The organism is Fulvivirga aurantia, assembly GCF_009711475.1.
GTDB lineage: Bacteria > Bacteroidota > Bacteroidia > Cytophagales > Cyclobacteriaceae > Fulvivirga > Fulvivirga aurantia.
This window is the reverse complement of the sequence record NZ_SMMD01000507.1, coordinates 1-3,433: the sequence shown is the minus strand read 5'-3', so window position 1 is coordinate 3,433 and position 3,433 is coordinate 1. Positions and strand designations below refer to the sequence as shown.

The 3,433-nt window shown below is 38.7% G+C and carries 3 protein-coding genes; all 3 read right to left on the bottom strand.

What is annotated here, in order from left to right:
- Nucleotides 1-560: DNA repair protein RecO (gene recO / locus E1176_RS03755; RefSeq protein ID WP_155209234.1), on the bottom strand; the 560-nt coding region annotated here is incomplete at its 3' end.
- Complete coding sequence (porZ, locus tag E1176_RS03750; RefSeq protein ID WP_155209233.1) at nt 560-2,833, bottom strand: type IX secretion system anionic LPS delivery protein PorZ; 2,274 nt, start codon at nt 2,831-2,833, stop codon at nt 560-562. The genes recO and porZ, both read right to left, overlap by 1 nt.
- Nucleotides 2,830-3,423, bottom strand: a complete 594-nt coding sequence (locus E1176_RS03745; protein WP_155209232.1) for a thymidine kinase — start codon at nt 3,421-3,423, stop codon at nt 2,830-2,832. The genes porZ and E1176_RS03745 overlap by 4 nt, the downstream gene beginning before the upstream one ends.
- Nucleotides 3,424-3,433: the final 10 nt, after the last annotated feature.

Sequence of the window (3,433 nt, the reverse complement as noted above, 5' to 3'; positions counted from 1 at the left end):
ACATCGTTATTTAAAGCAATTTTTTCCTCATAAGGCATTGTAGCCAATTTTATGAGAGAGCGCTTTTCTTCCGGAGATAAAGAGTTGAAAGATGGATCTTCCATCTCGACAGCGAAACCCAAATATTTAGAAAGCTTTAACAAAAACTGAAGGTGAAAATTTTGAAAATGATCAGTGAGATGATCAAAAAATATGATTGAGGTTTTGATAAAATCAAAAAGGTCATTTACCTCTCCCTCTTCTTTAATGCTTTTGTACATTATTTCGGCCAAAAAAATAGCCATAGCAGATTTTTGAATCTGACTGTTGACAGAGGAATATGGCTCACTGCATTTAATTTCTGAAATTCGATTTATGTCTTTATTGGGATGATGGTAAACGACTAAATCAAGTAGTGTAAGCGGTTGGTACAAAGCAATTTTATTACGTGCCCTGCGACTTCTCACCCCATTGACTATATAGGTTTGCAAGCCAAATTTAGCAGTAAAAATTTTTGCAATGATCGAGGTGTCTCCGTATTTGAAATATTTAAAGACTATAGCTGGAGTCTTATGTAGCATTATTTAATAACCGCAATTTTACCCACAAATGTTTCTTCTCCATCCTCGCTGGAGCTGAAAACAAGATATACACCTGTTGCAGCCCGATTGCCATTGTAATCTCTAACTCTCCATGTGGCTGTACCTCCATTCGCTTTGGTTTTCCAAATGAGCTTACCACTTACATCTGTAATCCGAACATCTACATCAGATGCCAAACCACTTATGCCAACAGTTCCATTGAAGTTTTCTCTTACCGGATTGGGAAATATCTCAACGTTAGTATGTTCATCGCCCGATTCTGTTGCTGTACTTCTCCACGAGACCATGCCTTGAGGTGTTGCAAAAAACACCTCCCCGGTAGTCGGCTCAATCTCTATATCGATAATTTGATTTGACGGAAGGGGGCTGTTGTCGATATTAAAAAATCGTAATTGATTATCTGCCTGTTCATCGAATAGCCAGACACCCCTATTTGTACCGATCCACTTTCTATTGCCACCATCAATTTCAATATCCGTGATTTCCTCGTCTCTAAGTAATTGTCGGTTTTCAAAAATAGGCTCTACAGCATCTACACTTCCGTTGAAGACGCCTGAAGTGTTAGTAAACACTGAAACTCCAACGTCAGTACCTACCCAAACTAAGCCTTCCTTATCAATGGTTAATGAGTTTACAATATCACTTGGCAGACCCCCACTGTTGATGTTTGATGTCAGATACCTTGTATCTCCAGTATCTGGATCAAAGACCAAAATACCTCCACCATTATCTTGGTCTATAATCAACCAAAGTGCACTATTTACGATGATAAAATCAATAGCAAAAGATGCTACACTTGTGGGGATAGAGTAACTCTGCCATTGCGAATCTGCTGATAATTGATGAACCTGATTAGAACCATAGTTTAATACCCAAAGACTATTATTTATACTTTCAATAGCAGAGATTTTTACATTTCTATCAGGTGGATTTGTGTTTATTAGTGGACTATTTGTTTCATCAAAAACCTGAAAATCGTTTTGATTGATCTCAAGTAAACCATAACCAAAAGAGGCTAGATAGATTTTGCTATTAACACGGGCAACATCTACAATATCATTAAACTCAGGGATTTTATTTTCTTCCTGTTCTTCTCCGAAACTACTCCAGGTAGCGTCAGAAAATGTATAGAACTCTCCTGCTCTACCTGTGGCGACTCCTACTGAAAAACCACCTGCTACCGCGTAAATTTGTCCATCTATGTACTGAAGTCTAAACACATCATTGCTTGAAGGACCACTAGGCAAATAACTATCGAAACTGCCTGTAAAATTTGATACTAACCCTCGGTTTAGTGACCCTACCCATAATGAACCTTCTCCATCTAATAATGCTTCTGTAAATTCGGAATTAGAATACTCAGGAATCGTTATAAGTGTGGGTGAAAGGTCATCCTGAAGTCTATAGACCTCACCAGCCGTAACTATGATGGGTTCGTTCTGGATTTTAAAAGACTTGAAATCAGTATTCACTAATATTCCTTCCTCCTTCCAAGTACCGTTACCATAGCTATAAAGACCATTATCATCTATACCGGCTATTACTTTATTATTGACTGTGGCGATTACAGAAATTTCAACTGCAGGAATACTATCACTCATGTTGTACCTACGCCAACTTCTGTAGTCTACCAGATTTATGTTCTGAGTAATATTGGCGGCCAATACGCCTTGAGCAGTAGCAATAAACAGGCTGTCGTTGTAAATAGTACTTTGCGAAACTTTTAATTCCTGAGGTATGCTGTCTGCATCCAAGCCTAATTGCCGGTAAGTTTCTTTTACTTCCCTTTTATTCAAATCGAATTTAAGCACACCGTAATCTGTACTGATGAAAGCAACATCTTCAACAAAATTAAAATGGTTGACCTTTCTAGATCCCTGTATTTGAGTGTTTGATGAAAAATCAAAATTTTGGATCGTTCGCCCATCATTGTAATCAACGAGATCTATGTTCCCGGACTCATAACCCAAAAATAGCGTATTGATATCTTGCTTATACGCTAAAGCGGAAACGGTTCCTTTTTGTAGACCGTCTAGCGCGGTGACCTTTGAAATGCTGTTGTCAGACTTATCGAAAATAAATATGCCATTTTTTCCAGCAGCAAAAACGACATCTTCAGCATTGGCAATGTGGTTTACCTGGTTAAAAGAAAAATGGGTGCGCCAGGTTCCTATTGGTATATCTCCTTGTGTAAATCCAAGTGTTGAAATAAATACCAGAACAATGGCAGAAAAGAATTTACACCCTTTCATTTAGGTTCTTTTCTACTTTTCATCCCTTCCACAAAACTCTGTCTGCTTCGGGCTTCATACTCTTGTTTTTCGCCAACGAGCACGGTACTATCATCCTCAGTCAGTCTGTATGAGAAAGAGGCGAGCTCTCCGGATTTAGCGCAAATTGCGTGCACCTTAGTTACAAACTCGGCTACTGCCAGTAAGTTAGGCATCGGACCAAAAGGCTTTCCTTCAAAATCCATATCAAGCCCTGCAACGATCACACGTTTGCCATTATTGGCTAGTTTATTACATACAGAGACAATTTCGGCATCAAAAAACTGGGCCTCATCTACGCCTACCACGTCACAATCTCCTGCCAAAAGCAAAATATCATTGGCAAAGCTTACTGCAGTTGATCTTATAGAGTTTTCGTTATGAGAGACCACATTATCTTCATGGTATCGGTTATCGATAACCGGCTTAAATATTTCGACTTTCTGTTTCGCAATAATCGATCTATTGAGCCGTCTGATGAGCTCTTCGGTTTTACCTGAAAACATACACCCACAGATAACCTCTATCCAACCTGCTTTTGTCGCTTTTCCGAAATGTGGTTCTATAAACATTCTTCAAAAA

Excerpts from the sequence above, each read along its gene's own strand:
- porZ (WP_155209233.1), bottom strand. The coding sequence starts at position 2,833 with ATGAAAGGGTGTAAATTCTTTTCTGCCATTGTTCTGGTATTTATTTCA.
- E1176_RS03745 (WP_155209232.1), bottom strand. The coding sequence starts at position 3,423 with ATGTTTATAGAACCACATTTCGGAAAAGCGACAAAAGCAGGTTGGATA.